This window comes from Mycobacterium sp. TY814 (assembly GCF_030755175.1).
Classification (GTDB): domain Bacteria; phylum Actinomycetota; class Actinomycetes; order Mycobacteriales; family Mycobacteriaceae; genus Mycobacterium.
In genome coordinates this window covers 402,000-427,009 of the sequence record NZ_JAUFRY010000002.1, presented here as the reverse complement: position 1 = coordinate 427,009, position 25,010 = coordinate 402,000, and the positions used below count along the sequence as shown (strand labels likewise).

The 25,010-nt window shown below is 66.7% G+C and carries 15 protein-coding genes and 1 tRNA gene; 2 read left to right on the top strand and 14 right to left on the bottom strand.

Annotated elements, in window-relative coordinates; translation table 11 throughout:
* The first annotated feature begins 198 nt into the window (after positions 1 to 198).
* A complete protein-coding gene (locus QXH22_RS15705; RefSeq protein WP_306276894.1) occupies positions 199 to 1,215 on the top strand; it encodes a pyridine nucleotide-disulfide oxidoreductase in 1,017 nt (338 codons plus the stop codon).
* A gap of 22 nt (positions 1,216 to 1,237) precedes the next feature.
* On the opposite strand, the gene QXH22_RS15700 is transcribed toward QXH22_RS15705, so the two are convergent.
* From QXH22_RS15700 to QXH22_RS15660, 9 genes are all read right to left on the bottom strand, one after another.
* Positions 1,238 to 1,900 (bottom strand): hypothetical protein, encoded by a 663-nt coding sequence (locus tag QXH22_RS15700; RefSeq protein ID WP_306276246.1) that lies wholly within the window; start codon positions 1,898 to 1,900, stop codon positions 1,238 to 1,240.
* Complete coding sequence (locus tag QXH22_RS15695; RefSeq protein WP_306244659.1) at positions 1,888 to 2,301, bottom strand: thioesterase family protein; 414 nt, start codon at positions 2,299 to 2,301, stop codon at positions 1,888 to 1,890. The genes QXH22_RS15700 and QXH22_RS15695 overlap by 13 nt, the downstream gene beginning before the upstream one ends.
* Positions 2,298 to 7,118, bottom strand: coding sequence for an NAD-glutamate dehydrogenase (locus tag QXH22_RS15690; protein WP_306276244.1), 4,821 nt, complete (start codon positions 7,116 to 7,118; stop codon positions 2,298 to 2,300). The genes QXH22_RS15695 and QXH22_RS15690 overlap by 4 nt, the downstream gene beginning before the upstream one ends.
* Positions 7,119 to 7,246: 128 nt before the next feature.
* Positions 7,247 to 8,923, bottom strand: a complete 1,677-nt coding sequence (gene ettA, locus QXH22_RS15685; protein WP_306244661.1) for an energy-dependent translational throttle protein EttA — start codon at positions 8,921 to 8,923, stop codon at positions 7,247 to 7,249.
* A 64-nt stretch (positions 8,924 to 8,987) separates the two neighbouring features.
* On the bottom strand, positions 8,988 to 9,464 hold the full coding sequence (locus QXH22_RS15680; RefSeq protein WP_306276242.1) for a single-stranded DNA-binding protein: 477 nt from the start codon (positions 9,462 to 9,464) through the stop codon (positions 8,988 to 8,990).
* A gap of 128 nt (positions 9,465 to 9,592) precedes the next feature.
* Positions 9,593 to 11,950 (bottom strand): glycerol-3-phosphate 1-O-acyltransferase, encoded by a 2,358-nt coding sequence (locus QXH22_RS15675; protein WP_306276241.1) that lies wholly within the window; start codon positions 11,948 to 11,950, stop codon positions 9,593 to 9,595.
* 8 nt (positions 11,951 to 11,958) lie between these two features.
* The gene (locus tag QXH22_RS15670) at positions 11,959 to 13,788 is read right to left on the bottom strand and encodes an HAD-IB family hydrolase/lysophospholipid acyltransferase family protein (RefSeq protein WP_306276240.1); all 1,830 of its coding nucleotides are present in this window, start codon (positions 13,786 to 13,788) and stop codon (positions 11,959 to 11,961) included.
* The gene (locus tag QXH22_RS15665; protein ID WP_306276239.1) at positions 13,785 to 15,248 is read right to left on the bottom strand and encodes a wax ester/triacylglycerol synthase family O-acyltransferase; all 1,464 of its coding nucleotides are present in this window, start codon (positions 15,246 to 15,248) and stop codon (positions 13,785 to 13,787) included. Before QXH22_RS15665 ends, QXH22_RS15670 begins: the two co-directional genes overlap by 4 nt.
* Before the next feature lie 197 nt (positions 15,249 to 15,445).
* Positions 15,446 to 16,705: an alpha/beta hydrolase gene (locus tag QXH22_RS15660; RefSeq protein ID WP_306244666.1), complete on the bottom strand. Its 1,260-nt coding sequence runs from the start codon at positions 16,703 to 16,705 to the stop codon at positions 15,446 to 15,448.
* 187 nt (positions 16,706 to 16,892) lie between these two features.
* Here QXH22_RS15660 and QXH22_RS15655 point away from each other — a divergent pair.
* Positions 16,893 to 16,966, top strand: a tRNA-Arg gene (locus QXH22_RS15655).
* A 204-nt stretch (positions 16,967 to 17,170) separates the two neighbouring features.
* Here the strand turns inward: QXH22_RS15655 and QXH22_RS15650 are convergent.
* The 5 genes from QXH22_RS15650 to QXH22_RS15630 form a co-directional block, all read right to left on the bottom strand.
* Positions 17,171 to 18,994: a bifunctional diguanylate cyclase/phosphodiesterase gene (locus QXH22_RS15650; protein ID WP_306276238.1), complete on the bottom strand. Its 1,824-nt coding sequence runs from the start codon at positions 18,992 to 18,994 to the stop codon at positions 17,171 to 17,173.
* Positions 18,995 to 19,013: 19 nt separating this feature from the next.
* A complete protein-coding gene (locus QXH22_RS15645; RefSeq protein ID WP_306244668.1) occupies positions 19,014 to 21,134 on the bottom strand; it encodes an Rv1355c family protein in 2,121 nt (706 codons plus the stop codon).
* Entirely contained in the window at positions 21,131 to 21,886 is a 756-nt protein-coding gene (locus QXH22_RS15640; RefSeq protein WP_306276237.1) for a hypothetical protein, read from the bottom strand. The genes QXH22_RS15645 and QXH22_RS15640 overlap by 4 nt, the downstream gene beginning before the upstream one ends.
* Before the next feature lie 444 nt (positions 21,887 to 22,330).
* Complete coding sequence (locus QXH22_RS15635; RefSeq protein WP_306276236.1) at positions 22,331 to 23,500, bottom strand: serine hydrolase; 1,170 nt, start codon at positions 23,498 to 23,500, stop codon at positions 22,331 to 22,333.
* A complete protein-coding gene (locus QXH22_RS15630) occupies positions 23,497 to 24,978 on the bottom strand; it encodes a biotin carboxylase (RefSeq protein WP_306244671.1) in 1,482 nt (493 codons plus the stop codon). The genes QXH22_RS15635 and QXH22_RS15630 overlap by 4 nt, the downstream gene beginning before the upstream one ends.
* Positions 24,979 to 25,010: the final 32 nt, after the last annotated feature.

Here is a 25,010-nt window from a genome sequence, read left to right as displayed (position 1 = left end):
TATGCTCGATTGCAGAGCAATAGAACATGGTGATGCGTGTCGGTCTCCCGGCTCGACCTCGGCCATCAGTCGCGGCGCTGCGCCTGCCGAGCGGACCCCGCTGACGTGCGCATTCCGCAGCCGAATCTGTGCCGGCGGTTTGGCCCGCCGCCTCCGCTCCGCTATACGTAATGCATGACACCGCCCTACGCATGGACAGTGATCGGAGCGGGACCCGCAGGCATCGCCGCCGTCGGGCGACTGCTCGATCACGGGATTCCCGACGACAAGATCGCCTGGATCGATCCGTCGTTCACCGCGGGAGACCTGGGTGGGAAATGGCGGGCGGTGTCGAGCAACACCATCGTCGGCACCTTTCTGGAATACCTCAACGGCTCCAAGGCTTTCCGTTTCGCCGAGGCGCCGCCGATGCCGCTCGCAGAGGTCGATCCCGACGAGACGTGTGCCCTGGGCCTGGTCGCCGATCCCCTGCAGTGGGTCACCGCACAGCTGCGGGATCGGGTCCACATCGTCGAGTCCACCGCGACCGCGCTGACGTTGACCCGACGACGGTGGCGGATCGAGACCGAAGTCGGCGACGTGGAATCGCAGAACGTCGTCCTTGCGGTCGGCGCGGTGCCGAAGAGCCTTTCCTACCCGCATCTCGAGGAGATACCGGTCGACGTAGCCCTGGATCCCGAACGGCTCGCCGATCTGCAGTTGGACGGCGCCACCGTCGCGGTCTTCGGCTCCTCGCACTCCACGATGATCGTCCTGCCGCACCTGCTGCGGCTACCCGTGGCGAAGGTGCTCAATTTCTACCGCAGCCCTCTCAAATACGCTGTCTATCTGGATGATTGGATTCTGTTCGACGACACCGGACTCAAGGGGCGAGCGGCGCAGTGGGCCCGGGAGAACATCGACGGCGTATATCCAGACCGCCTGGAGCGGTACCGGGTGTCCGGTCCCGAATTCGAGGAGAAACTTCGGGAGTGCGACCACGCGATCTACACCGTGGGCTTCGAGCCCCGCACGCTGCCCGCCACGCCGCAATGGGGGCCGCTGCGGTACAACCCGCAGAACGGAATCATCGCCCCCGGCCTGTTCGGGCTGGGCATCGCGTTCCCGGAATACGCCGAAGACCCCTACGGCTACGGTCAGCACCGCGTCGGGCTGAAGAAGTTCATGGATTATCTGAACTCAGTACTGCCGTTGTGGATGGTCTACGGCACGTAAAACTCGCGCTGATTTCAACAGGTCAGTGCACCAGCAGTGCCGCATGAGTGCGCTGACGGTACACCGATCCGAACCGGGCGTCGATGCGCAGCCAGGACGGTGAGATCCGGACCCGGATGATCTCGTCGTCAGTCATGGCGTCAGCCGATGGGGGCAGGAAACCCATTGCCGTCAAGGCGAATACGCAACGCATCGGCACGCCTACCACCTTGTCGCCGGAGCTGACCTCGACGACCTCCTGGTCCAGCAACGACACCGGTGGCCCGTGGGCCCCACCGTGTTCCCGGGCCAGATCCGCGCCCTGCTGGGACAGGTCCAGGATCAGCTTCGCGGGGATGTCGTCGAGGTGGGTGAAGCCGGATTCCGGCGGCAGGCCGCCCCGCCACGCCGAATCCATCGGGAATCCCGGGTCGACGTACCCGTCGCCGGAAGCGGCTGCGAGCCCCCGCGCCAACGCGTCCGCCGCCACCGACATGTCGCCGGGTTTGACCCTGCCGACCACCACGCGACTGGCTAATACGTCGAAACCCGTTGCCACCCAGGCCGTCAGCAATCCCGAAGACCTGGCACGGATGCGGATGACCGCGGCTTCGTCGAGCCGCACCGCGTGGTCGACAAAGGCCGCCAGGTCCGCGCGGTGGCGCGGGTCGGCCAGCAACAGTCCGCGCTCAGCTACCGAATCCACCGTTGTAGATACTCCCGATGATGAGGCGACAAGCGCACCAGCCGCTGTTCCTCGATGTGTACCGCGGCCAGCTGCGACTCGGCGATGACGGCCGGCTTGGACTCCGGGTCGGCGCTGACCGAACGCACCTCGTAGCCCAGGGTGAAGTCGACCGCCCGCAACCGTTTGGTCCAGATCGTCACCTGCAGCGGCGAATCCACCAGGCGCAGTTGATCTTTGTAAGTCACCCGGACGTCGGCGATCAACAGGCCGATGGTGGTGATGTCGGCACCGAACGGTTCCCTGAGGAACGGGACGCGCGACTCCTCCAGGATGGTGACCATGGTCGCGTGGTTGACGTGCTGATACATGTCGATGTCCGACCACCGCACCGGGACGGCCGCGACGTATCCGACGCTCATCCCGAGGACGCCCGTCCGCTGGTGCGTGTCATGCGGCGGATCTGCCGGGCCGCCACCGACAGCGTCGCGAGATCTGTTGCGCCGCTTTCCCGGATCTCGTTGAGCGTCCGGCGCGCGCGCTCCACCCGGGACGCGCTGATGTGTTCCCACTCGGCAATCTTCTGCTCACCACTTTCGTCAGGTTCTCCCGCCGCGAGCACGTCGAAGCACAACGACCGCACGGACGCATAGATGTCGTCGCGAATCGCCAACCGCGCCAGCGAATGCCACCGGTCGGTGCGCGGCAGCTCCGACACCGCCGTCAGCAGCGAGTCGGTGCCCAGTCGGTCCATCAACGCGAAGTAGGTGTCGGCCACCTCGGCGGTCTCGATCTCGGTGATGTCGGCGATATCGATGATGTCGAGCAGGCTGTACCGGTACAGCCCAGCCGCCACGCGGTAGGCCAGATCCGGCGGCGCGCCCTGCGCGGTGAACTCCGCGGCCTCCTTCTCGACGATGGCCTTGTCGTCTCCGCGCAGCCACTCCGACATCCGCGGCGTCAGAGCTTTCACCTTGGCCGCGAACCGGTTGATCTCGGCGCCGACGGCCAGCGGCTGCGGGCGGTAGTTGAGCAGCCAGCGCCCGGCCCGGTCGATGAGCCGGCGGGTGTCCAGGGTCAGCCGGTCCGAGAGGGCGACCGGCAGATTGGCGGCACGAATGCGGTGCCAGATGTGGTCGATGCCGAAGATGGCGTCGGTGGCGGCGAACGTACGCACGGCATGGATCTGCGGGACGCCGACGTCTTCGGCCAGCCGGAAGGCGTAACTGATGCCGGCCGTGTCGACCATGTCGTTGATCAGCATGGTGGTGACGATCTCGCGGCGCAGCTGGTGCGACCGGATCTCCGGGGTGAACCGCTCCCGCAACGGCTTGGGAAAGTACGCCGGCAGCCTGGACGCGAACACGTCCTGGTCGGGCAGCTCGGTGTTGAGCAGGTCCTCTTTGAGCGCCAGCTTGACGTGCGCCATCAGCGTCGCCAGCTCGGGTGAGGTGAGTCCCAGGCCCGCCTCGGTGCGCCGGGCGATCTCCTTCTCCGAGGGCAGCGCCTCCAGCTCGCGGTTGACGCCGCGCTCGGCCACCAGGTACTTGATCTGGTCGGCGTGCACCGGGAGCAGGCTGGCCGCGTTGGCCCGGCTGGTGCCCATCAGGTCGTTCTGGTCCTCATTGTCTTTGAGCACCAGCCTGCCGACCTCGTCGGTCATGGACTCGAGCAGCGCGGTGCGCTCCTCGGGCTGGACCTTGCCGGAGGTGACCAGCGAGTCGATCAGGATCTTGATGTTGACCTCGTGGTCGGAGCAGTCCACCCCGGCGGAGTTGTCCATCGCGTCGGTGTTGATCCGGCCGCCGGCGAGGTCGAACTCCACCCGGCCCCGGGCCGTCACGCCCAGGTTGCCGCCCTCGCCGATCACCTTGGCGCGCACCTGGTGCCCGTTCACCCGCACCGGGTCGTTGGCGCGGTCGCCCACGTCGGCGTCGGACTCGGATTCGGCTTTGATGTAGGTGCCGATTCCGCCGTTGAACAGCAGGTCCACCGGGGCCTGCAGGATCGCCCGCATCAGGTTGGGCGGCGCCATCTCGGTGACGTCACCGTCGATACCGAGCGCGTCGCGCACCTGCGTGCTGATCGGGATCGCCTTCTGGTCGCGGCTGTAGACGCCGCCGCCCTCGCTGATCAGCGACTTGTCGTAGTCCTCCCAGCTGGAACGGGGCAGGTTGAACATGCGCTCCCGTTCAACCCAGGACGTCGCCGAGTCGGGGTTGGGGTCCAGGAAGATGTGCCGATGGTCGAAGGCGGCGACGAGCCTGATGTGCTTGCTCAGCAGCATGCCGTTGCCGAAGACGTCGCCACTCATGTCGCCGACGCCGACGACGGTGAAGTCCTCGGTCTGGGTGTCGACGCCGATCTCCCGGAAGTGCCGCTTGACCGCCTCCCACGCCCCCTTCGCGGTGATGCCCATGGCCTTGTGGTCGTAACCGACCGACCCCCCGGAAGCGAACGCGTCGCCGAGCCAGAAGCCGTAGGACTTGGCGACCTCGTTGGCGATGTCGGAGAACGTGGCGGTGCCCTTGTCGGCCGCCACCACGAGGTAGGCGTCGTCGCCGTCGCGGCGCACCACCTGCGGTGGCGGGTAGACGGCTTTGGTGGCGTGGTCGACGTTGTCGGTCACGTCGAGCAGTCCCGAGATGAACAGCTGGTAGCAGGCGACGCCTTCGGAGCGGGCGGCGTCGCGGTCGGCGGCGGCGTCACCGGTGGGCAGCGGCGGTCGCTTGACGACGAAGCCGCCCTTGGCCCCGACCGGGACGATGACCGCATTCTTCACCGCCTGCGCCTTGACCAGTCCCAGGATCTCGGTGCGGAAGTCGTCGCGGCGGTCCGACCAGCGCAGGCCGCCGCGGGCGACCGGGCCGAAGCGCAGGTGCACGCCTTCGACGCGGGGCGAGTAGATCCAAATCTCGAACTTCGGGCGCGGCAGCGGCAACTCGTCGATCAGCTGGGCATTGAGCTTGACCGACAGCACGTCGCGGCTGCGGGCCGAACCTTCGCGGGTCACGAAGTAGTTCGTGCGCAGGGTGGCCTGCACGAGCGAGGCGAAGGCGCGCAGGATGCGGTCGGTGTCCAGGCTGACCAGGGCGTCGATGTCGGCGGCCACGGCGGCTGCGGCCGCTTGCGCGTCCCGGCCGCTGTTGGCCGGTTTCGGGTGGAACAGCGCTTCGAACAGCGCGACCAGTGACCGGGCCGTCGAAGGATGCTCGTTGAGCACCGACTCGATGTAGGACTGGCTGTACGGGAAGTTCGCCTGCCGCAGATACTTCGCGTAGGCACGCAGCAGTACCACCTGCTGCCAGGTCAGTCCGGCGCGCATGACGAGTTCGTTGAAGCTGTCGATCTCGACGCGGCCCTGCCAGATCGCGGTGACGGCATCGGCGAAGCGGTGTGCGCCCGCCTGGCGTTCCTCGTCGGTCGACGCCTGCGGGATGGTCGGGTGCGGCTGGATCTTGAACTGGTAGATCCACACCGGCAATCCGTCGGGCCGGGTGACGGTGAACGGTCGCTCTTCGAGCACGACGACGCCCATGCTCTGCAACATGGGCAGCAGCTGGCTCAGGGACGCGGTGCGCCCCCCGAGGAACCAGGTGAGCTGAGCGAGTCCATGCTCGTCACCTTCGGAGAACACCAGCTTGACCGAATCGTCGCTGAGTTCCTTGATGACGGCGATGTCCTTGATCGCCTCGGCGGGGGTGACGGCCTGCTTGTACGCCTCGGAGAAGGCGGTGGCGTAGTGCTCGGCGTCGGCGTAGGTGACCGCGGCGGTCGGGGCGGCGGCGGTCAATCGGTCGGCCCACGTCCGGGCGGCTTCGCTGAGCAGCGCCTGGATGCGGTTGCGGTTCGCTTCGGAAACGTCCACCGAGCCCGGCTGCGAGTCCTCCGGCAGCCGGACCATGAAATGCATCAATGCCCACGGGGATTCACTGACCCGCGCGGTGAACTCCAGCCGGGTGCCCCCGAACTCGCGGACCAGGATGTCCTCGATCTGCAGGCGCACCGGGGTGGTGTAGCGGTCGCGGGGCAGATAGACCAGGCAGGACACGAAGAACTGCAGCCGGTCGGCGCGCAGGAACAGCAACGCGCGCCGCTGCGAGCCCATGTCCACGACGGCCTTTGCCATGGACAGCAGCTGCTCAGCAGTAAGGGTGAACAACTCCGGGCGTGGCACGGTCTGGATGACGTCGAGCAGCAACTGGCCCGGGTGGCTCGGGTCGCTGCCGGCCAGGGTGAGCGCGTCGCGCACCCGGTGGGAGATGGTGGGAATCTCCAGCACGTCGGCGTTCATGGCCGCGACGGTGAACAGGCCGACGAAGCGGTGCTCGTAGACCTCACCGCCCCCGGCGTACTCGCGGATCGCGATGGCATAGGGGTAGGCGCCGTAGCGCAGATAGCTGCCCACGGCGGCCTGCGCCAACACCAGCAGCTTGGACTCGTCGGTGAGCCGGGGCCGGGTGCCCGATCGGGCCCGCAGCACGCCGAGGCCACTGGACCCGTCACCGACCACCAGACCGTCCTGCACCCTGGTGCGCTGGTAGCCCAGCAGCAGGAAATTGCCCTTGTTCAGCCAGCGCAGCAGCGCCGCGACCTCTTGACGGTCGGGCGCTTCGTAGCGGCCTTCGGGGTCGTCGTCGACGGCCGCGGCCACCTCGCCCAGGGTCGAGATCATGGCGGTCGCATCGCTGGCGACGCGCTGCACGTCAGCCAGGACCTTGGGCAGCAGCCTTTCCACCTCGGCGAGAACCTTGCGGTCGACCGATGCGGACAGTTGAACGTGAATCCAGGCTTCGCCGACGTAGGGCGATGAGTCGTCGGCTTTCGGTTCTACCCGCTGCAGCTCCCCCGACGCATCGCGGCGCACCTCGAACACCGGCGTCATGATCGCCGTGTAGCCCAGGCCGAGGCGGTGCAGCAGCACGGTGACCGAGTCCATCAGCATGCTGCCCTGGTCGGTGACGACCTGCAGCGCCGGGCCGAAGCCGGCGTCGTCGTCGGCCAGGTAGACGGCCACCGCGCTCTCACCGGCCGGGCGATGCTGAGCGAGGCGGCAGTGCGCATCCACCACGCTCGCGGTGACGACCGGATCCGATCCGCTCGCGGTATGGGGTGCGTCGTCGCGAGGTCCCCGATAGCTCTCTCGGTAGGCCTTCGACACCCAGTCAGGGATCTCGGCGCTCTGCGTGAACGTGGTCCACGCCGCGACGTCTTCTTTGGCCCCGGGATCGATCGTCATTCCGATTGCTCCCCACTCGCGACGGATACCGCTCGGTCGATGCCCCACTCCTCAGCGGTTTCTACCGTCCGCATCGTCGCGGGTGATGCTCACCTGCCCACGCCCGCACGGCCGTGGCGAGACTGACATTAGTCCCGTGTCAGCCTGCGGTGCGTCACCCTGTGCGGACGCGCGGCTTCGGCACCGAGACGTTCCACCTTGTTCTCCTCGTAGGCGCCGAAGTTGCCCTCGAACCAGAACCATTTGGCTTCGTTGTCCGTGTCGCCTTCCCACGCCAGGATGTGGGTGCAGGTCCGGTCCAGGAACCACCGGTCGTGGGAGATCACCACCGCACATCCGGGGAAGTTGACCAGCGCGTTCTCCAGCGAGCTCAGCGTCTCGACGTCCAGGTCGTTGGTCGGTTCGTCGAGCAGGATCAGGTTGCCGCCCTGCTTGAGCGTGAGTGCCAGGTTCAGCCGGTTGCGCTCGCCACCGGACAGCACGCCCGCCGGCTTCTGCTGGTCGGGTCCCTTGAATCCGAAGGCCGACACGTAGGCGCGCGACGGCACTTCGGTCTGGCCGACCTGGATGTAGTCCAGTCCGTCCGAGACGACCTGCCACACCGTCTTCTTGGGATCGATACCGGCACGGGTCTGGTCGACGTAGCTCAGCTTGACGGTGTCGCCGACCTTGACGGTGCCGCTGTCGGGTTGCTCAAGGCCGACGATGGTCTTGAACAGCGTGGTCTTACCGACGCCGTTGGGGCCGATGACGCCGACGATGCCGTTGCGGGGCAGGGTGAAGGACAGGTCCTTGATCAGAGTCCGGCCCTCGAAGCCCTTGTCGAGATGCTCGACTTCGACCACCACCGAGCCCAGCCGGGGCCCGACGGGGATCTGAATCTCTTCGAAGTCGAGCTTGCGTGACTTCTCGGCCTCGGCTGCCATCTCCTCGTAGCGCTGCAGGCGCGCCTTGCTCTTGGCCTGGCGGGCCTTGGCGCCGGATCGTACCCAGGCCAACTCTTCCTGCAAGCGCTTCTGCAGCTTGGCGTCCTTGCGGCCCTGCACCGCGATGCGGTCGGCCTTCTTCTCCAGGTAGGTTGAGTAGTTGCCCTCGTACGGGTAGGCGCGGCCGCGGTCGAGTTCGAGGATCCATTCGGCCACGTTGTCCAGGAAGTACCGGTCGTGGGTGACCGCCAGGATCGCTCCCGCGTAGCTGGCCAGGTGCTGCTCGAGCCACTGCACGCTCTCCGCGTCCAGGTGGTTGGTCGGCTCGTCGAGCAGCAGCAGGTCGGGCTTGGACAGCAGCAGCTTGCACAACGCCACCCGGCGACGCTCGCCACCGGAGAGGTTGGTGACCGGCTCGTCCGGCGGCGGGCAGCGCAGCGCGTCCATGGCCTGCTCCAGCTGCGAGTCCAGGTCCCACGCGTCGGCGTGATCCAGGTCCTCCTGCAGCCTGCCCATCTCCTCCATCAGCTCGTCGGAGTAGTCGGTGGCCATCAGCTCGGCGACCTCGTTGAAGCGATCGAGCTTCACCTTGATCTCGCCCAGGCCCTCCTCCACGTTGCCGCGGACCGTCTTCTCCTCGTTGAGCGGTGGCTCCTGCTGCAGGATGCCGACCGTCGCACCGGTAGCCAGAAAAGCGTCGCCGTTGTTCGGCTTGTCCAGTCCGGCCATGATCCGCAAGACGCTCGACTTGCCCGCCCCGTTGGGGCCGACGACGCCGATCTTGGCGCCCGGGTAGAAGCTCAACGTCACATCGTCGAGAATCACCTTGTCGCCGTGCGCCTTGCGGACCTTCTTCATCGTGTAGATGAACTCAGCCATGCCGCGGTATTGCCTTTCTGGTCTTTGGATATCCGCGGACCATCCTATGCACCGCGCCGAACCGCTAAGCCGACAGTGGCAGCGGCCCGGTCTCGTCGGCGCTGGCCGGGACTGCCCCGTCGGCCGCTTCGGCAACCACGCCGGCACCCTCGGAGGCGGGCGCTTCCACCGGATCAGGACCGGTGTAGCGCGGCCGCTCGATGCGCACGATCGCGCGTGCCAGGTCCGGCCCGACCGCGGTCGCCCGCATCTCCGTCGACGACCGCCGGTTGCCGTCGCGGTCCTCGTACTCGCTGGTGTAGACGTGACCCACCGCGATCACGGGCGCGCCCTTGCTCAACGCGGCACCCACCCCGGTCACCAGCCGGCCCCAGCAGTTGACGGTGATGAACAGCGAGTTGCCCGGCTCCCAGTCGCCGTCACCGGTCCGTCGGCGCGAGTTGCTGGCTACCCGGAACTTGATCAGCTCCTCGTTGCCCACGCGGCGGCGCTGGGGGTCGGTGACGATGTGGCCGACAACGGTCATCCATGTTTCGAACATTGGGCTCAACTTTCTCGTGGTGCTGGTGTTGAACCCATTGAGCCCGCCGGCACCGACGGATCCGGCCGGCCGGCCGGGCTGATCGGGGCAGGTGTGGACAAACCCGCGACTGTGCACAACCCCCGGGGCTAGCCGTCGCGCTGTTCTTCCGAGCGGCGCTGCCGCATCTTGAACTCTCGCTCGACGAATTGGTTGCGGGCGATCTGCTCCACATAGGCGAAGTCCCGCAGAATGTTGCGCAGCTCTTGGCGGAAAGCCACCCGGCGCTCGCCCAGATCGGGCCCCGGCGCGATCAGATCCTGGTCCGCGACGACCTGGCGGGCGGTCGCGAACAGCAGCGTCGACACCGATTCACTGCTGCGCACGCGGCCCTGGGCGACGTACTGCCGCCCCACCCCCAGTGCCAGATCCGTGAGCTCTTTCTGATTGATGTCCGGTGGGGCATCGCGCAATACGTCGGCGACGATCTCGTAGGCCTCGAAGAACACCCGCAGCATCGCGTCCGACATCAACGGTCGCTTCGCGTAGAGCATCTTCTCGACGGCGTCTCCCCCGGCGGCGAGTTGGGCTTCCCAATCGTCGTGCCAGGCCATCTCTTCGGCGATGTTGTCGCGGAAGGCCGCCGAGTCGGCGAAGTAGAAATCGAACTTCAGCAGATCGCGCAGCCGCATCGCGTGAGCCCAGAAGGCGCCGACCCGGTCTCCGGTGGCGTTACGGGCATGCGCCAGAGCCAGTTCCACGATCGAGGTCTCCAGGAACGCGTGGATCACCGAGTTGCGGTAGAAGGCCGCGGCGTGCTCATCCGCCGGCGCGATGTACCACACCGGTTGCCGGCCGCTGTCCACCCGCGTCACCGGGTGCCCGTTGGACAGGGCGTCCACCGCCGCGCGGACGCCCTCACGCGACCGCAACCGCAGCGCACTGGTCGACACCGGGGTGTGTTTGCGGTCGAGGTAGTCCAGCGAGTCCTGCAGCGTGTGGTGCAACTGATCGAGCGTCAACGCCATCCCGCGGGTGGTGAGCAGCAACGCGGACACCAGCCCGGTCGCGGTTACCGGCGTGGACTGCAGGATCCGCCAGGCCACCTCGAACGACATCTTCTGCAGCGCAAGACGTTTGGCTGCCGGGTCGCGCGCCAGCGCCCCATTGGGCGGACCCAGGTACTGCCGCATCGACACCGCTTCGGGGAAGCGGACATAGATCTTGCCGTAGTTGCGCTCACCCTGGGCCTTGATGAAGTTGTAGAGCCAGCTGAAGCCCTCCGGCGTCTTCTCGGCGCCCTGCGCGTAGGCCGCGTACTCGGCGATCTCGTGCAGCTGGTCGAAACAGATCGACACCCCCTGCAGCAGAATGTCTTCGCTGCGACCGTCCAGGTAGGCGTCGGCGACGTAGCTCATCAGACCGAGCTTGGGCGGCAACATCTTTCCGGTCCGCGAGCGGGTGCCTTCGATGGACCAGCTCAGATTGAAGCGCTTCTCGACGATGTAGCCGACGTACTCCTTGAGCACGTACTTGTACAGCGGGTTGTCGCCGATGTTGCGGCGGATGAATATCGTCCCGGAGCGGCGCATGAGCGGCCCCATCACGCCGAACGACAGGTTGATGCCGCCGAACATGTGCACCGGTGGTAACCGGTTGTCCTGCATGGCAACCGGGACCACGGCGCCGTCGATGTAGGACCGGTGCGAGAACAGCAACACCGCCGGGTGGGCTTCCAGCGCGGCGCGCATGGCGGCGACCTGATATTCGTCGTAGTCGAAGTCCGGATCGAACCCGCGGCTGAGCATCTTGCCCAGCACCGAGATCACGTCGACCGACGCCTGGCTCCACCCGGTCGCCAGTTCGTCGAGCATGCGTCCGGCTTCGTCGACCGTGGCACCGGGAATTTTCTCCAGGCCGGCACGGAATCGCGCCGAGGCCAACATCTCCGGTTTGACCAGGCGCGGTGATTTGTACTGAGGCCCCAGAATCCGGTACTCCGCGCGCGCCAGCGCCAGCAGCGCCCGCCGGGTGACGAACTGGGCGAAGTCCTGGATGTTCTCGCCGACGGTGGTGTCGCGCCATTGCCGGCGGAGTTCGGAGACGCTGGCCGACTCGCCGGCCACCACCCGGGCTCGCCACGGCTCGGTGCGCAGAATGCGACGTTGCTGACGCTGGTTGGGGTGGTAAGGATCCCGGCCCGGAAGCAGCGCGGTGACCTTGGCCACCTTGCCACGGTCGGCAGCGGGCAACCAGAAGACACGCACCGGCACGACCGACCGGTCGTCGGCGGATTCGAGCTTCTCGACCAGCGCGGTCAACGCGCCCGGTGGCGCGTTGCGCGGCGGCAGCTTCAGCACGTCGAATCTGTTCTGCGGCAGGCGGGCCCGCTGCTCGCCCAGCCAGTCCATGATCAGCTCCATCTCCACGGGAGTGTCCATGGACGCGAGCACCAGCGAATCATCGGCAGTCAGGACTGCACTGGTGTCGGCGGCCGGTTTGGTCACGGCTGGCCTCAGGGCGCAGGAGCCGAGGAGTCGGGCTGTTCCGAAACCCCCTGACGCTTCTCGGACACGGATATCGGGTCGACGCTCGATTCGTGCGGCGTGGCATCCGGCGTCGGCTCGGGCGGCAGCTGCGCGGCAGCCTTCTTCGGCGCAGCCTTCTTCGGCGCAGCCTTCTTCGCGGCGGCCTTCTTCGCGGCGGCCTTCTTGGCCGGAACCTCTTTCGCCGCAGCCTTTTTCGCGGCGCCCTTCTTGGCCGGCGCCTTCTTGGCGGCAGCCTTCTTCGCGGCAGCCTTCTTCGCGGGCGCCTTTTCGACGGCGGCGGCCGCGCGCTTCTTCGCGGACAGATCCACCTCGGGCAGCCCGTCGTACGGCCAGTCCGCCAAGGTGTCGAGGTAGAGCTGACGGACCTCGGCGATCCGGTCGGACAAGGTGTCCAAGGTCCAGTCCTCGACCGAAATCGGCGGGAACACCGCGACATCGACGGTGCCGGGGTTCAGCGTGGTGGAGTTGCGCGACGCGATGATCTCGGCATTGCGGATCACGATGGGGACGATGGGAATTCCCACCGACATCGCGATCCGGAACGGCCCTTTCTTGAACGGGCCGACCTCGGTGGTGTCCAGCCGGGTGCCTTCGGGCGCGATGACGATGGACAGGCCGTTGCGGGCGCGGTCTTCGACGGTGCGCAGCATCTCCACCGCGGAGTCCGGGTCGTCGCGGTCGATGAACACCCCGTCGAGCAACTTGCCCATCGTGCCCATGATCGGGTCGCGCTGCAGTTCCTTCTTGCCCACGCCGACCCAGTTGTCCTTCACCAGCGCACCGGAGATGATCGGGTCAACCTGGTTGCGGTGATTGAAGATAAAGACCGCAGGGCGCTGGGCGGTCAGGTTCTCCTCGCCGATGACGTTGAGGTGCACCCCGCAGGTCGCCAGCAACAACGACGAGAAGTTCGACGTGAAGAAGTTCACGCCGCGCCGCCGGTTGCGGGTCAGCAGACCCAGCCCCACCGCACCGGCCGCCACCGGAACCATCGACCCGAATCCGGCCAGCGTGCGGATCTGACGGCGCAACCCCACCCCGCCGCGGCTGTCGAATTTCAGGATGGGCCAGCCGCGGCGCTTGGCCACGGCGGCCATCTTGCCCTCAGGGTTGGTCGGGCGGGGATTGCCGACCAGATACATCAGCGCGACGTCCTCGTCGCCGTCGGCGTAGAAATAACTGTCCTTCAAGTCGATGTCGTGCTCGGCCGCAAAGCGTTGCACCGCAGCGGCTTTGCCGGGCCCCCACAGGATCGGCTTGATCACGCCGCCGGTGAGCAGTCCGTCCTCGTTCGTCTCGAACTTGTTGGTCAGCGTGTTGGAGATGCCGAGAAATCGGGCCACCGGGTTGACCTGGATGGTCAGCGCCGACGAGCTGAGCACCACGGTGTGGCCGCGCGCCACGTGCGCACGCACCAGCTCCCGCATCTCCGGGTAGATGCGGGACTCGATCCGCTGATTGAACAGCCGCTCCCCGATCTCGTCGAGGTCGTCCAGCAGCCGTCCGGCCAGCGCCATGGACGCCTTGGTGATCAGATCCTCGAACTCGATGCGTCCCAGGGTGTGGTTGAGCGCACCCTGGATCATGCTGAGCAACTCCCCCACGCCCATGTCGCGGCGACGCAACCGCTCCTGGGTGAGGATGACCGCCGTGAAGCCGGCCACCAGTGTTCCGTCCAGGTCGAAGAACGCACCGACCTTCGGGCCTGGCGGGCTGGCCATGATCTCGGCGACCGAACCGGGCAGCCGCAGATCCTTGGCCGGCGTCACGGCATCTTTGTCGTCGGCGGCGCTCACGAGCCCGACACCGATCGCGCCGAGGTGACCTGCTTGGGTTCGAACGAGGCCGCCACCGCGTGTGGCGGCGGATCGCCGGCCAGCGCGAGGATCTCGTCGAACGCCTCCAGCAGGCACTGGGCCCACAGATCGTCCTTCTGAACCGCTGCTCTGTCGTAGCGCACGGTGATGGTGCACCACCCTCCCCGGGAAATCAGCACGACCATCATGGCGACACCCGGCAACGGGCCAATACCGTACTGCCGCATGATCTTTGCGCCGGCGATGTAGGTGTCGCCGGGGTAGACCGGGACGTTGCTGGCCTGCACGTCGTTTCCGATCACCGAACTGCTGATGCCCTCCAGCACCGCGGTCGGCAGCACACTGAGCACCGGCGCCATGGACCCGATGATGTTCATCGCCGGCTCTTCCCGGCGTTGGGTCATCTGCGCACGGATCTTCTTGATCCGGGCGACCGGGTCGACCGTGCCGACCGGTGCGGCGAGGTTGACCCCGGTGAATTGGTTGCCGCCGGCCGCATCGCCTTCGGCGCGCAGGTTCACCGGAACCGCCATCGGCAGCGTGCTGATCGGGACACCGAGGGCGACGTGGTAGCGCCGCAACGCCCCGCACAGGCCGGCCAGGTAGGCGTCGTTGATCGACCCACCACCGGCCTTGGCGGCCTTGTGCAGGTCGGCAAGCCGGATGTCGATCGCTTCGGTGCGACTGGTGAGGCTGCGCCGGCGCAGCAGCGGGGACGGTTCGGCGGCCCGGTTCAGCACCCGTGCGCCCGAGGTGGCGTAGCCGAGGATCCCGGACACCGTGGATAGCGGATCCAGCACCGCTTTCCCGGCCGCCGACACCGCACCCGTCAACGCACCCAGCGCACCGCCGATGACCGCCATGGGCAGATGGTTGATGCCCTGACGCATCAGGTCGTTGGGGGTAAGATCCTGCGGGATCGGTTGTGGTGGCAGCGGCCTGGGCTCGGGATCCCGTTCCAGGTCATAGATTTCGGCGAACATCTCGACGCTTCCGACCCCGTCGGTCACCGCGTGGCTCAGGTGCAGCAGCGTGGCCGCTTTCCCGTCGGCCAATCCTTCGACCAGGGTGGCCGTCCACAGCGGCCGCGAGATGTCCAGCGGGGACTGCAGCATCACCTCGGCAAGATCGAACACCTCACGCAACGTGCCGGGTTCGGCGACCCGCACCCGCCGGACGTGGAAGTCGAGATTGAAGTCGGGATCGACGACCCAGCGGGGCGCCGCCGTGGGCAGTGTCGGCACCACGACCTTCTGCCGCAGCCGCAACACCTTGCGGGAGGCGTTCTCGAACCGGGAACGGAAACGGCTCCAGTCCGGCGTGGTGTCGAGCAGTTCCAGCGCCATGATCCCCGAGCGCGTCCGCGGATTAGCCTCGCCCCGGTGCAGCAGGTAGTCGACGGGCCCGAGTTCGTCGGACAACCCCACGGCGTCAGCCACGGCTACAACCCCCTGCGAGCCGGGCAACCCGACACGTCATCCCTCTCACCGCTGATCAAACCTCCTGCTATCAGGCCCCGCCACCGGAATGCCAACCCAACGCTAGTCCGGTTGAGGCGGTGGTGAAAGTGAGGATGCTCTCAGCCGCAGAAGGTCCGACGCGCGGGTTCACCGAACGTGGAAACAGGCCGGGATGCTCAGCTGGCGGGTGAGGCCGACAGCGCCAGCGAGCCCATCAGCGCGCTTTCCCGCCGGCCGTACACGACACCGAGGAAGTCGGCGACCGCGTCGGCCGCCAGCCGGGACCGCACCGTCGGCGTGATGTCGAAGGCGTGGTGGGCGTTGGCGAGTTCGGCGTAGGCGACCGTGGGGGCGCCGGCTCCCCGCAACGCCGCGCAGAAGGCGCGGGCCTGGCCGATCGGAGCCAGCTGGTCCCGGTCGCCGTGCAGCAGGAAGAACGGCGGCGCCTGGCGGTGCACGTAGGAGATCGGCGAGGCAGCGGTGAAGCGTTCGGGCTCGTCGGCGAACCTCGTCTTCATGACGAAGTGCTCGAGGAACGGCATCATCATTTCGTGCATGTTGTCGAAGTCGGTGAAGTCGTAGACGCCGTAGTACGGGGCCGCCGCCTGCACCGTGGTGTCGGCCCGTTCGAACCCGGGCTGGAATCTCGGGTCGTTCGGGGTGAGGGCCGCCAGCGAAGCCAGGTGCCCACCCGCTGACCCGCCGGTGATGGCGATGAAGTCGGAGTCGCCGCCGTAGTCGCCGATGTTCTCCCGGACCCAGGCGATCGCGCGCTTCACGTCGATGATGTGCGCGGGGAACTTGGCGCGCGGGCTCTTGCTGTAGTTGATCGAGACGCAGATCCAGCCCAGCTCGACCATTTTGCTCATCAGCGTGTACGCCTGCGGGCGCTTGCCGTTGACGCTCCACGCGCCGCCGGGGACCTGGATCAACACCGGGGCGCGGTGACCCGGGGCAAGGTCGGGACGACGCCAGATGTCGAGCAGATGCTCGGTGCCGCCCGGCCCGTACGAGATGTCCGACGTCTTGGCCGCGTAGCGGCGGTGCGGGCCGGGCTTGGGCTTGGGCAGAATGCCGCGGCGCACGCTCAGCGCCGGGTTGGTGGTCGGGTGAAATACCTGCTCACGGAAATCCGACCCGAACGAATCCTCCAGGGCGGCGGTGAGCGCACGGTCCGCGCGCTGCGCGGCCCAGGTGGTGCCGACCCGGTTGATCGCCGGCGGGGCGACCCGGGACAGTGCATGCCCGGTCAGTACGTGCGGCGGGAACTCGGTTGCCAGCCATCCGGCAATCCAGCCGACGGCGAAAGGCGAACCACGGAGCAGCACGGCTCCGGCCCGGGAGATGCCCCGGGCATCGGCCGCGAGCTGCGCGCCCTGGCGCATCGCCTCGGCACCCGCTTGCGAGCACCGCGCGGTCACACTTGCAATACACATTGCTAAGCACACCCCTCGACGTCAGGCACACGCCACGCTGCGGTTAACGGCCGATTACCGGCCGGTGTTGTACGTGTGTCGAGGCTCACACCATAGCCCATTTTCGGCGCACTGAAACTCTTTTCGGCCGCGTTGTGTCGCCTGCGCCCCTTGATTTTTCGGCTTTCGATAGACTGACCTGCGCATTGCCTCCGTAGCTCAGGTGGATAGAGCAAGGGCCTTCTAATCCCTAGGTCGCACGTTCGAGTCGTGCCGGGGGCGCCGACTGGGGCGTCTGTGACCTGCAGTGACGAGAGTGACTGCAGTGACGTGTGCGGTGTGCGCGAGCCGAGGGCGGCTCGTCGCGGGCCAGTGCGAGTGACCATCTTCCTCCTCAGCCGTGGCACCGCGAATACCCCGTTGCACGTGTGTCAAACACGCCGGGCGCCGGGTGGTGAGGAACCCTCGTGCCGGTCCCGCAATGGACTATCCGGAGAGCATGCGCCGCATCACGCCGCCGGCCACCGGCGGCGAATAGAGGAACCCCTGGCCCCGGTAGCACTGGTGATCGATCAGCACCTGCGCGGCATTCTCGGTCTCGATGCCTTCGGCCACCACGTTGAGGTTGAAGCCGCGGGCCAGGACCATGATCCCGCGCACGATGACCAGGTCGCTGGTGTCGGTTCCCAGCCGGCGCACGAATCCTCTGTCGATCTTGAGCGTGTCGATCGGAAGTGACTGCAGCAGCGACATGGCGCTGTAGCCGGTGCCGAAGTCGTCAATCGCGATCTGGACCCCGATGTCTTTGAGCCCGGCCAGCGTGGCCCGGGCGGTCTGAAGGTCCTGGACGATGACGTTCTCGGTGATCTCCAGACACACCGAGGAGGCGCCGATGCCGTGGCGGCTGATCGTGTCCGCGACGAACTCCACGAATCCGCCGGTCACCAACTGGCCGGGCGAGACGTTGATACGCAGCACCAGATCACGACCCAGCCCGGCGGCTCGCCACTCCGCGAATTCCCGGCAGGCCGAACGGAACACCCATCGGTCCAATTCGCCTGCGAGATTGACCGATTCGGCGACGGGAATGAACAAGTCGGGCGGCAGCAGTCCACGGGTCGGGTGCTGCCACCGGACCAGGGCCTCGACTCCGATGATCGAGCGGGTGCGCAGGTCCACTTCGGGCAGGTAGACCAGGCGCAGGGCGTCGGATTCGATGCCACTGCGCAGGTGCAGCTCGATGTCGTTGCGCAGCTCGCTGCGTTGCGACATGTCGGCGGTGAAGGTGGCCACGCCGTCCCCGCCGGCATGCTTGGCCGCCAGGACGGCCTGATCGGCCCGGCGGATGAGGTTCGATGGGGTGTCGATGCCGGGCGTCGCGCAGGCGGTGCCGATGCTGACAGTGCGGGTGAGCACCTCGCCCCCGATGGACACGTGTTCCTTGAATTGGTCGCTGAGCCGCTCGGCAAAGTGCACGGCGGCCTCGGCGCTCATCGGCGATGGCGGCACGATGACGAATTCGTCGCCGCCGAGTCGGGCGATCAGGCTGTCGCTGAGGCACGCCGAACGCAGCCGCCGGGCGAACACCTCGATGAACTGATCACCAGCGGCATGGCCCAGGTAATCGTTGATGGTCTTGAGGCGATCGAGGTCCAGGAACAGCGCGGCCACCGGGCCACTCTGACCCGGCGCCAGCCGCTGCTCGAGATGCCGCAGCAGGGCCCGGCGATTGTGCAGGCCGGTCAGGTCGTCGTGGTCGGCGAGGTGACGGAGCTGCCTCTCGGCGGCCACCCGGGCCTGCACCTGGGCAAACAAACTGGCAATGGCCATCAGGGCGTTGAGTTCGGCCTGCTGCCATTCCCGGTCGCCGTACTTGACGAAACCCAGCACCCCGGTGGTGACGTCGGCGGAAATGAGTGGCACGGCAGCCAGCGACGTTGCCATGATCTGGCGGCCTTCCCGGATACGTTGCTGGTAGTCGTCCGAGGCCGGCTCGGGCCGCACAACCAGTGGCTCCTTGGCGTTCTTGCACAACGCGAACACCGGATCGGCATCGGCGAAGTAGATCACCGCAAGCGGATCGGGATCCGGGATGTCGTGGCGGGGCGGCCATTCGGCCACGAGTTTCGTCGCATCGATCTCGTGGTCGTTGTGACGGAGGAAGCTGACGTCCACGCCGAGCTGATCGACCAGGTAGGCCAGTACCTGCTGACTGACCGCCACCGACGTGCTGGCGTCGGCAGCTATGAGTTGGTTGGCAACGGCGGTGACTATCTGGTCGAGCCGGTGCGGCGTGGCGTAGTCCTGCATTTCTCGAGATTCGCGACTTTCAGTTGGTTGTGAGCGGGAGCCGGCGGCTGCGCACTGACGGCGGCGGGGCGTGAAAGAGCCTGAATATCAGCACTTCGTGCTCATCCTGCGCGGGTTCGGCCAGGGCGCGCAGCTCCTGCTGCAGCCGGTGCAACTCCGCCCCGAAGTGCGGCGACGCCTTCTGCAGATCCTCTTTTGTGCAGCCGTAGAGAAAGACCGGGGATACCGGTTGCACGGCGAGCCCGCATTGGTGGGCGACGATCCACACGGCCTGCATGGCCGAGCCGCCGCGGGCGAAGTCGATGAGCTCGGCACCCTCGACGTAGACGATGGCGAGCGCCGAACTCGCGGCGACCCGTTCGGCCATGTTGTTCCCCAGCGCGGTGCCGGCATCCCATTGCGCCAGGCGTGCAACGACATCCGGGCGGCTCAACAACCCCAGAACCGGCAGCTCGCTGGGGCCGAGTTCCAGGCTGGCCACGTCGATGCCGGTTTCGGCCGCCGGATCTCCGGGCCAGCGCAGCTCGGAGATCATCTCCTCGTGGAGCCTGGGGGTGAGATAGCGGACCCGATCAGCGGCGGCCAGAATGGCTGCGGACCGGTCGATCTCGTCGCGTGTTAACAACAGGCGCAGTCGGGCGCCTTCAGTCTCCGCTGCGTCTTCGAGCAGCTTCACCGTGGCCGGATCGATCGGAGTGGGGGTGCCGTGGTACCGGTTGGTAGCCCGATGCCGCATGGGCTCGTAGAGAGCGGCCAGACCCGGGTCGGCGCCGCTGCCGAACCGCAGCGTGGCCTGTAACGGTGAGCCGGGCTGTGTCGTGTCGAATGCGACGGGGCCCAGCATTTCGTGGGCCGCTGCCGCGATCCGGGCATTGAGCATCGCCGCTCCGAGCGCGACCGCGCTACCGCGGAAGGCGATGTCCATCATCGAGGTGCGTTCCGGCGCCAATCGGATGGTCAGCGAATCCTGTTCAGCCACAACATGCCAGGGCTGGGCATTACCGCCGGACGGCGCGCAGATGGCCGCCTGGGCTATGACCTCGCTGACCGGCTGCCGGGCCTGCGGGGCGGTGGCCGACCCGGGTGTCACTGCCGGAACAGCATCCGCCACAACGGGTTCCTCGAGGCGATCCAGCGCGGCATTGACATCCACCCGCACCCGGCCGGAACCGAGTGGTTCTCCCAGACCGATTCGCCGTACCGCGCTCGTCACCGTGGCCGCTCCCACCCAGATGTCGCCGGCCAGCTGAGGCCAGCCCGACAGCGTCTGGCCGACCTCGACCAGCGAGGCCGCACCGCGCGCGGAAAGCTGTTGGCTGTCAAGAATGTTGAGAACGTACGGCACCTTTTCCCGGGTCGTCAGGCCGCTGAGGCGGTCCGCGTCGATATCGCCCAGCAGGCCGTGCAGAATCGGTCTGCGGGGATCGGTGTCGTAGCGTTCGACGTCTATCAGGCCCCTGTCGGTGGTCGCCATCAGCACCGGGATACCGCGAGCGCGCGCCGTCTGCCGCAGCAGCACTTTCATATCCAGCGAGTCACATTCCTCGACAACGACATCAAGCCCGTCGAGGAAATCCTGGACCGACTGTGCCGAAAGCCCGGTCGCAACGACCTCCACTGCCAGATAGGGATCCAACTCCGCGATCCGCCGGGCGGCGACGATCGCTTTGTTGAGGCCGATGTCGAGGACGGTTGCCGGCACCCGGTTCAGATTCGACAGCTCCAATTCGTCGAAATCGGCTAGTCGCAGTGTGCCGCAAGCACCTTCGGCAGCCAGAGTGTAGGCGATCGCGTGGCCGGCGCTCACGCCGACGACACCCACCCGCAGCCCGTTCAGTGTGCGCTGCTCCGCATCGGTGATGAGATGCCGGTTGCGGTCGAGGCGCACAGCACGAAACGCCTCGGGACCCAGGATGGCGACCGCCGAGCGCCGCCACGGGTAGTACGCCCACCACCGGTCCGGCAGGTCAGGCTCGGTCCGCGGCAGCGAGCGTCGCGCGGTGTCGAGCTGTCCGTCGAACCTGTCGATCCACTGGATGTCCGGATCGGACCGGAGCCGATCGAGCACAGGGCGATCGTCGGGATCGCCTTCACAGAGCACGACCGCCTGGCAGGTGTCACCGTCGAGCGCGTTGTTCACCGGCCCCTGCCCGCGCTCGCCATGCCGATGCCGCCCAACGCCTCCGCGTCCCGCATAAGCTCGCCCGTCTCCTTGTACATTCTCGAAAGTTGTTTGGGGTCAGCGTGGTTGGCCATCGTGCTGCGGTCCCACCACATCATCTTGGTGCGGTAGCGCTCGTCCGGGTACGCCACCGCGGGGATCGTCGCTGCCACCACTCCCCCCGAGGCACGCCAGCGGTCCAACACGTGGGCCGCCGCCGTCGCCATCACGAACTGGACCCCCAACAGGGCCATGATCGGCAATGCCGTGCGCGCCAGGGCTGTCGCAATCGCGTCGCGATGACGAGACGCACTGTCAGCCCATGCCGTCTTCACCTCGACGACGCCGAACGGGACCCGGTCATCGATCATCTTGCGAACCGCGACCGCCCCCGGACTACCTTCCCATTCGATCACAGCATGCGAATCATCAGCCGACCAGAGTGGCCCCACCACACGGGCCCCACCCACCACATCGCCCACACTGTCGACCGCCGCGAAAAACAGCCGTGTGTCAGCGCCATCGGCGATCGCGTCGATATTCAAAGTACGTTCTACACCGTGCTTGGTATAGCTACGAATAGCGCCTTCGAGATACTCAGTCCATAAAGTAGGGTCCAGTACTGGATTCGATACGACGAGTTTGCAATTTGCGTCCGGCAACCGCAAACTCAGGCTTTCCTGAAACGGCAATGTCGGCGGGACAAAGGAATCGCAAGCGGCGGTGGTCATTATTCTCCAATCTGTTGACTGCGAGGCAGTTGAATTTCCGGTGCTTGAGATGGTTTACCCGGAATTCAACCCTGTCCCGCAGGTTGGGCCCAAGTTGCCCGTCAGTGGATCCCCTGGTAGGACCCTTCTTGCCAGCCCGAGAACTTTAAAAATAACCGGACGTAAAACTCTGCGCGGACTTTCCGGCCGCGCGAACCGGATCTCATGACGCAGTCACAGCCCGCGGTTCCGAGGAATTGCCGAAAGGGAGTGCCGTGCGATCGAAGATTGAGTTATAGCGCTTTTCATGGCCTCGTCTGCGGGTGATTAGGCCACTGCGATTGTCGTGACCATAGGGTCCGGGTCACCTCGGATTGTAGGGCGTTTCACCGGCGACCGGCGGTTGTCTCTGACGACGGCCCGGCGCAGCACTCTTGGGCGCTGATTATGTTGCCGGGCAGCTGATTACATGGACCTCAGCTGCTGAGCCACCGCTTCGAAGGCGCGCAGGGTGGCCAGCATGTGCGGCTCGTGCGAATGCGCCTGCGTGGACAATTTGGCGGCCACCAGCTGCGCCGAGCGGTCGACGTAGATCATCTGACCGCACATGCCCAGGCACAGCACGACATTGCTGCCCGGACCGGGAAACCACATCTGGTTTCGGTACATGCCACCGGGCATCTCGTCGTTGTCGGGGTTCGCGGCGAACGCCTGCCGGGAATCGGGACCGCCCTCGAACGTGTCGGCGATCCACGCCGCCGGCAACACCTGCCGCCCGGTCAACGAGACGCCCTCGTGCAGAAACAGCGACCCGAACCGGATCATGTCGGTCAGGCAGGCGTTGACGCCCCCGTCGAAAAACCCCGTTCCCGCCGCGTCGACGCCGATGGTGGCGTCACGTTGAGCACCCAGGTGACTCCACAGCAACTCCGACATCAGCTCCGGCATCCGCGCAGCGCCGGCGACCTCGCAGATCCAGCCGAGCACATCGGTTTCGCACGAACGGTATTCGAACGGCCCACCATGGGGCGCTTTCCGGCGCAAGGTCAACAAGAAGTCCCGCAGCGTGGCGGGTGCGTCCGGACGGCTCCTGGGGGCCCACCCCATCGCCTGGTCGAGAAGGTGGATCTCGGCGGCCGGGTCGTCGTAGTTCTCCGAGAATGCGATACCGGACCTCATGTCCAGCAGATCGCGCACGGTGGCTCCGGCGTAGCCGGAATGCCCCAGAGCGGGAACGAATTCCGTGACGGGAGCGTCGAGCCGGATCGCACCGGCCTGGTGCAGCACGCCGAGGACGGCGGCCACCAGCGATTTACTCACCGAGAACAGCAGGTGCCGCGTCCGGGCCTGCATGCCGTCGAAGTACACCTCGGTTACCAGGGATCCGCGGTAGGCCACCGCCCACCCGTCGGTGGCGGTGGCGGCCATCACCGCGCCGACGGTGGTGGCCGCCCCGGCCGTGCCGGGCACCGGGATGTCGGACAAGGGAGCACCGGCCATGGGCAACTCAGCCACCGGTCCGGTCCCGCGCGAGATGACCGCGGTCGGCACGAAGTCTTCGACGTGCTGGAACGACCACTTCGCGTACGGCGGCGCCAGCCAGTTGTCCAGTGCAATGCCCGGCGGGGCGCTCACGCTCGTGCGACGAGCCGAGAGACGATCGGCGCAGCGGGCGTCAGGGGCGTTGAGGTGAACTTCGCCTTCATTCCTTTGACCCAGCGCTGGCAGCGCTCGCTCAGCTGATAGTCATCGGTCTGCAGGTGGCCGCGGGTGACGAGCACGCCGAGTTGGGCACCCTCGGAACGCAAATCGCCGGGCGCCGCGACCCGCATGTAGAACGCCTCGGAGCCGTCGAGCAGGGTGGCCCAGTCGTTGGCGGTTCGCGCGAAGGAGACGCGACCGTCGTCGTCAATACGCCATACGCCGGTCCGCGGCGTCGCGGTGAAGATCTCGATTTCCGGCGAGGTCTCCGTGATGATCACCTGGCCCCAGACTTCGTCTTCGCCATAGCCCCGCTCCCAGCGCGCGTTGATCTCGTCGATGTCGAGTTCGTACTCCACATCCATGTACTCGAGCAGATGAAAGAGGAACAGCGGCATGTCGGCGTAAGCCTCAGTCGTGAGGTTTGTCATCGGGCTGGCGCCGCTGAGGCGGGGGTTCACCTCGCCGAGGTAGAGCTCGTCGGAGTCGAGGTCATGGAGCAGGTCCACTTCGAAATAGCCGACGTAACCCTCGCGGCGCATGACGTCGCCCAGCTTCGTCACCATCTGACGCGCGGCGCGGGTCTGGGCCGGCGGCAACACCTCGTGCCAGATGTCATTGCCGCACCAGCTGCCCCGGCTCGGCGTCAGCTCCGAATAACCCACGAGACTCGTCATCGCAGGCCCGACCACGGTGCCGTGGCGGGTTACCGCACCCTCGAGGCACACCTCGACATTGCGGATGCGCTTCATGACTTTCAGTTCCTGCCCGACCAGATCGCCGGCGTGCTGGTCCCAATCGCGCTGACCGTGCACGAAGAACGTCCCACTGCCGGCGTTGCCGTACGCGATCGAGATGACGAGATCATCACCCAGCCCCGCGTTCTGCGCGAGCGTCAGCAATTCGTCATAGGAGCCGGCCCGTCCGATCGTGTTGGGCACGCTCGGGATACCCGCGTCGTTGGCCAGCCGCGTCATAACGATCTTGGAGCCGAGCCGCTCGCGCAGCTCGATCGGCGGATGCATGACCTCCAGCCCCGCCGCCCGCGCCTTCGCCTGGATCTCCTCATTCATCATCACAAAGCAGCACTTGCCGCCCGGGCCTTTACCTTCGATGAAGTCGAGCGTCTCGGGATCGGACAGCAGGTGGCTGCACACCTCGTCCATGGAGTCGAAATCACGGCGGTCTCGTCGCCGGGGCACGAACACGCGCGAATGGGTGCCCTCGAAAGCGTCGTAGTAGGTGAGATAGAAGAAGTTTCGGATCCAGCGGTCGACGCCCAGCAGGTTGAACGGCGTGGGCGAGATGAAGTACAGCGGCACGGTGTTGTTGTGAAAAAACGCGCGGACGTCCGAGAGACCGTTGAGCGGGCGACGCGGGTCGGGCGCTTGCGCACCGGTTGTCACATTCATGACGGCCACGATAGTGGCGACGTCCCGGCCGG

Coding starts and splice junctions, on each gene's coding strand:
- QXH22_RS15695 (WP_306244659.1), bottom strand. CDS start 2,301: ATGAGCGTCGGATACGTCGCGGCCGTCCCGGTGCGGTGGTCGGACATC.
- QXH22_RS15690 (WP_306276244.1), bottom strand. CDS start 7,118: ATGACGATCGATCCCGGGGCCAAAGAAGACGTCGCGGCGTGGACCACG.
- ettA (WP_306244661.1), bottom strand. CDS start 8,923: ATGGCTGAGTTCATCTACACGATGAAGAAGGTCCGCAAGGCGCACGGC.
- QXH22_RS15680 (WP_306276242.1), bottom strand. CDS start 9,464: ATGTTCGAAACATGGATGACCGTTGTCGGCCACATCGTCACCGACCCC.
- QXH22_RS15660 (WP_306244666.1), bottom strand. CDS start 16,705: ATGTGTATTGCAAGTGTGACCGCGCGGTGCTCGCAAGCGGGTGCCGAG.
- QXH22_RS15650 (WP_306276238.1), bottom strand. CDS start 18,994: ATGCAGGACTACGCCACGCCGCACCGGCTCGACCAGATAGTCACCGCC.
- QXH22_RS15640 (WP_306276237.1), bottom strand. CDS start 21,886: ATGACCACCGCCGCTTGCGATTCCTTTGTCCCGCCGACATTGCCGTTT.
- QXH22_RS15630 (WP_306244671.1), bottom strand. CDS start 24,978: ATGAATGTGACAACCGGTGCGCAAGCGCCCGACCCGCGTCGCCCGCTC.